General features: G+C 37.5%; 3 protein-coding genes. All 3 read left to right on the plus strand.

What is annotated here, in order from left to right; translation table 11 throughout:
* Positions 1 to 2,949 precede the first annotated feature (2,949 nt).
* The 3 genes from MW688_RS23540 to MW688_RS23550 all read left to right on the plus strand — a co-directional run bounded on the left by MW688_RS23540 (position 2,950) and on the right by MW688_RS23550 (position 5,220).
* A complete protein-coding gene (locus MW688_RS23540) occupies positions 2,950 to 3,855 on the plus strand; it encodes an ADP-ribosylglycohydrolase family protein (RefSeq protein WP_486738450.1) in 906 nt (301 codons plus the stop codon).
* A gap of 109 nt (positions 3,856 to 3,964) precedes the next feature.
* On the plus strand, positions 3,965 to 4,906 hold the full coding sequence (locus MW688_RS23545; RefSeq protein WP_486738451.1) for a hypothetical protein: 942 nt from the start codon (positions 3,965 to 3,967) through the stop codon (positions 4,904 to 4,906).
* The gene (locus MW688_RS23550; protein ID WP_486738452.1) at positions 4,900 to 5,220 is read left to right on the plus strand and encodes an STAS-like domain-containing protein; all 321 of its coding nucleotides are present in this window, start codon (positions 4,900 to 4,902) and stop codon (positions 5,218 to 5,220) included. Before MW688_RS23545 ends, MW688_RS23550 begins: the two co-directional genes overlap by 7 nt.
* Positions 5,221 to 5,308: the final 88 nt, after the last annotated feature.

The following is a 5,308-nucleotide window of genomic DNA, read 5'->3' on the forward strand; positions in this document are numbered from 1 at the left end:
AATGAAACGAAAATGGTAAATTTAGAGTCCGGCACAGCACGTAGCCTGGCCGTTGGGCGCACTCCATTTGGGAATAAACAACTGATAAACAAATGATTAGAAATTAAGCCTGCCTTTGAAAATCGGAAATAATTGGTTTTGGAACCCGAGTTTTGTTGGTTACGGTTAATTGAATGTATAGCCCAATTAGGCAGGCAGAAAAATGGAAAATCAGTTTTCTTTATCGGGTAATCCGTTGTCCCGAATAATTGAGATCCTTAACAATTACCGCTCCCTATCATCGAAAGAAGAAATTGAGTTTTTTGGAGAGAGTTTGCGTTTAGGGCCTCAATATGGAAAATCAAGAATTGGGTAAACCGTTGAATTGAATAGGGTAGGAGGACACGAAATTTTGAACCTTTCACCGAATAAGAATCTGATCAAATTGAATCGGGTTGTCGAGAATCAAGTTGAAATTTGGGAGATTGGGAATCAGTAGATTGAGTTGGTCAACTTGAATCAGGATTATCTTGAAAAACTGGAATTTAGCCGAATCAAATTGAAGACTGGAGATTAGAAATTTTGATCAATTTGGGAGATTAGTCTTCGAGATCGGGAATAAAAACCGGTAAATTGGGATCAGTTTTCAAGATCAATTTGAGATCATCAGAATTAGGGAACCGGTTCAAAAAGATTGAAAAATCGATAAAAACGGCCCTTTTGAAGTATCCAGAATCGGTAAAACGGTCGCTTTTTAAGGTTTACGAAGAATAAAATGGAAGCGCCCAACAATGGCTACATGCCATGCCGGTAAAAGTCTTTGAGAGGAAAATAGAGATGGAAAAACCCGCGCAGGCAGCAAAAGCCAGGCTTCGCCATCATCGCCTTTTGCTGCCTGCGCTAGCATTTGTGAAATGAAACGAAAATGGTAAATTTAGAGTCCGGCACGTCACGTAGCCGGGCCGTTCACAGACAATCGCGCAACAGAAAACAGTATCTGTAAGAATTTGAAATAAAAACTTGTCCCCGCCTAAAAAAGGTAAATGCCTGATTATCAGTATTCAGAAACTGGGGTTAAATTGGTTAGTCCATTGGAGAATTGATCTTTTAAGGCGGAGCAAAAGAGATTTCTACAGTTTTATAGTTGGTTTAGGAGAATCATGATAGCCCGAATTGAAGATTAGATCAAGCGTTACCGCGGCCCCGTTGAATGGAAATTAAAACGGTATCAAGAAAGGAGTCCGCGTCCAGGGGGCTTATGAAAATCAGACGGTAAATGAAAATCAATGAGCAAATAAGGTTTCATGCCCGAATAAGATGGAATCTTGAGGGTTAACAGGTGCATTGAATAGATTCAGCAGGAGAATAATTGAATGATTTTCATTGGGTTAAGTTGGTTCTTACGGGCGATAAAATAAATGAGGGTATCAGTATTGCCCGAAAATTGGTTGTCCAAATCGGAGAATTTGGTAAACTTGAAAAAAGCCCCCTTATCTCGTCTTCGAAAACAGAGAGATGGCCGCTTGTTTAGTAAAATGAGATAAAACGCGAATGCTGTGAACATTGGCTACACACAAGCCGGGTAAAATCCTCCATTGAAAAATTAGAAAAAAGAATCCGCTGCGGCAGTCAAAGCCAGGCTACGCCAATTACGCCTTTGCCCGCCGCAGCTATTTTGGTGAAATGGAATGAAAAGATTATTTTCAGGAAACCCGGCCTGCGTGTAGCCCGGGCCGTTATGGGGTACCGCATCAGAATTGGTATTCTATGGAATTGAAAATATGAATTGTCCCGCCTCAAAAATGAAAACTCAGAATCAGGATTTTGCCAGAAATCGAGAATTTGAGTTCCCAACTGGGTAATTGAAATTTTGAAAGGCGGGTAAAGTTCCTGTCGAGTATTGTATTCTTTACGGTGAATCGGACAGAAAACGAAAAATTTGGATTCTTAAGATTAACCGGGCCCATCTTGAAAAATGAGATTGGTTTGTTCAGAAGGAGTTTGAGTTTAGGCGGCTTTTGAAATAGAAATCAGGAATTTGAATCTCGTCCAAAAACAGAATTTGGAAATCTGGAATCTGAAAATTTTGAACAGGTAAACGTTGATTGAATCAATTTGAAAACCTAAGATCAGAGATCAAGAACTCGAGATTTGGAGAACCTGAAACTGATTTTGATGAATTTGGGAAATCGAATTGAGTAAAATCAGGAATCAAAAATCAGGTTGAATCTTCTGGAGATTGAGACCTGAATACGGAAATAGGTTGATTGTCGTGAGATTTTTGGTTGATTAGAGATAAGAACTGATCAAATTGAAGAATCAGAATCCTGAAATTGAATCAACTGAAAGCCAAGAGATTAAAATCAGTTGAAAAAAATTGGACAGCCGCCTTTGGGTTAGTCCAGAATTTGAAATGGGCCCTTTTTTGAAATCGGTGAAAAGAATAAAGCGGCAACCCATAACAATGGCTACACACAAGCTGGGTAAAATTCTACGATTGAAAAATCAGAATGAAAAGCCCGCTGCAGTCAGCAAAAGCCAGGCTGCGCCAGTTTCGTCTTTTGCTGCCTGCGCTAGTATTGGTGAAATCGGACGAAAAGAGTAAATTTAGAATCCCAGCCTGCGCGTAGCCGGGCCGTTGGGTGCAAGCCCTACCGGGGGGAGCCCTCCCGCCCGCCCGGCACTGCGCACATCCTCGCCTAAGGGCTCTTATGTGCGGCAATTGCTCGGGCTCACAGCCAACCCGCCCTGCACCCAACACAGGGCTACACACAATGGGGGTAAAGTCTTAGAAATGAAAAAGGGTGGATAAGAAATCCGCACAGCCATCAAAAAGCCAAGCTTCACCAATTTCGTCTTTTTGCTGTCTGCGCTGTATATTTGAAATAGAAAGGTTAGGGTTGATTAAAAAATCCCCCACTGCGTGTAGCCTGGCCGTTACAGCCAACCAAGAAAAAAGAAAATTGAACAATGACAAAAGCCGAAAGATTTGAGGGATGTATAATCGGAGGAGTAATTGGTGATGCTTTTGGAAGCGGATTTGAAAATGAAATTAAAGAGAAAGAAGATACATTTTACCTTTTTGGAAAGCCAGAAAAAAAAGAACCAATTTGGCAAATAACGGATGATACTCAATTGACTTTGGCAACAATCGAGGCAATAATTGAAGATGAAAAAGTAAATCCTGAAACGATAGCAAGCCAATTCCTCAGTTACTACAAACAAAGAAAATTAAGAGGAATTGGAGCAAGTACTTTGAAATCATTAAAGGAGTTAAGTTTTGGAGGACATTGGAGCCAAGTTGGGAGAAGAGGCGAATATGCAGCAGGAAATGGCGCAGCAATGAGAATAGCACCAATTGCTTTTAAAGAAGAAATCACAAATTCCGAAATCAGAGATATTTGCATAATCACTCACAATAATGATGAAGCATATGTCGGGGCAAGAAGTGTGATAATTGCGATAAGAGAAATCCTAAAGGGCAAATGGAATGGCAAAACAAATTTGATTGAATTGATAATTGACCAAATTCCAGATACTAGAGTCCGAGATAGATTAATTGAAATCAAAGACATCAAAAGTTTAAAGGAAATCGGGCAATTTGGTAATGACGGATATGTTGTAAATTCAGTTCCATTAGCCATCGCAGCGGCAAATAAAATTAGAGAAATTGGAATTGAAGAGATGTATTTGCAACTAATAGAAATTGGTGGAGATACGGATACAAATTGCTCAATTGCTGGACAAATAGCAGGAACATTAATTGGACGAAAAGAGATACCAGAAAAATTGATGAGAAAGTTGAAAGAATTGAGTGAATATGAATGGATTGAAATGACAGTGAACAAATTAATAAAAAAAGAAGGCTGGCTGTAACAAAGGCTACGACGTCCATGCTCCTTCGTCGCACGGCGCGTAGCCGGGCCGTTAGCGGTCATTTTAACAATAACAAGATGGGTAATCAGTTTAATATATTATGGGAACCATGAATGCATACTCAATAAGTATTTATTTAGAAGATCGACTTTCGATATATGATCTACTAAAACAAATTAATAGTCAATCCGATCTATCTAATTGCAAAGAGTTAACTGTAAATATCGATTATACTTGTGGCGATTTTATGTATTCTGAGATATATGTAGCTATAGTAGCATTCATTAAATATTTAGAGAAACAGGGAATAAAAACAAATATTGTATTTGACACCGATCAAGATTGTGATACTGTTCGTTATGCATCGAGAATTAATTTCTTCGAAATAATTGGAATAGAATTTAACGAAGAATTTAAAAGGTGGGATTCCGATAATAATTTCATTGAAATAACATACTTTGACAAAGAAAATTCAGATGATTTAGTTCAAAAAGTGGTCGATTGTTTTTATAAAAATTATGATGTTGATGATTTTATAGACATAATAGACTATAGTGCATGGGAATTAAATGATAACGTTATTCGACATTCGAAGAAAGGCGATGAAGAAGGAGGATATGGATATATTTATATACAAAATTATCAAGATAGAATAAAACTAACGATAGCTGACACGGGAGTTGGGATTTATGAATCACTAAGTGAATCTGATACCTATAGCGATTTATCTGAAAAAGAGTGTATCAAGAAATGTATTGAAAAAGGGGTTACATGTGGTAAAGGTGGTCACGGTAGAGGATTATTTGACATAAGCGAATTTGTTAGAAAAAATAGAGGAATACTACAGATATTTTCTGGCAACAGTTATTTATATTTAACAGATAAAGAAATCAATCTAACAGATTGTGCCTTTTGGCAAGGTACTATAATTGTTGCAACCTTTTATAAACGTTACCCTTTTAACATAAAAGATGTAACAAATACAAGTACTTATAAAGAGTTGCTTGAAAGTAGAGCAGAAAATCAGCCGCAAATTGATGAACTATGGTAGAAAAAAATGAGGTCATCACTATTCATTTTCAAAAGCTTGGAAGATCATTTGGAAACAGAGTTTTAGCTAAAAAAGTTAGATCTGAAGTTTATTCTTATTTATTAAGTAATAAGAAAGTTATATTCGACTTTGATAATGTTAGAATCGTCTCTAATTCTTTCGCAGATGAATGTTTTGGTGAATTAGTTTCATGTTTTTCATTAAGCTATCTAAAAAAGAATACAAGGTTTATTAACTATAATTCTAATATATCTTCAATTATCATTAGTACTATGAATCACAGACTAAAAAAAACGACCGCTAACAATGGCTAGCCGACAATACTCCGTTTCACTCCGTACTGCGGCTAGCCGGGCCGTTGCCTGCTATAGTCTAGTCAAATAGAAGAAAAAGAGGACTTGA

Source organism: Johannesbaptistia floridana (genome assembly GCF_057440575.1).

What these genes read in the sequence shown, in the direction of transcription:
- MW688_RS23545 (WP_486738451.1), top strand. Translation starts at nt 3,965, where the DNA reads ATGAATGCATACTCAATAAGTATTTATTTAGAAGATCGACTTTCGATA.
- MW688_RS23550 (WP_486738452.1), top strand. Translation starts at nt 4,900, where the DNA reads ATGGTAGAAAAAAATGAGGTCATCACTATTCATTTTCAAAAGCTTGGA.
- MW688_RS23540 (WP_486738450.1), top strand. Translation starts at nt 2,950, where the DNA reads ATGACAAAAGCCGAAAGATTTGAGGGATGTATAATCGGAGGAGTAATT.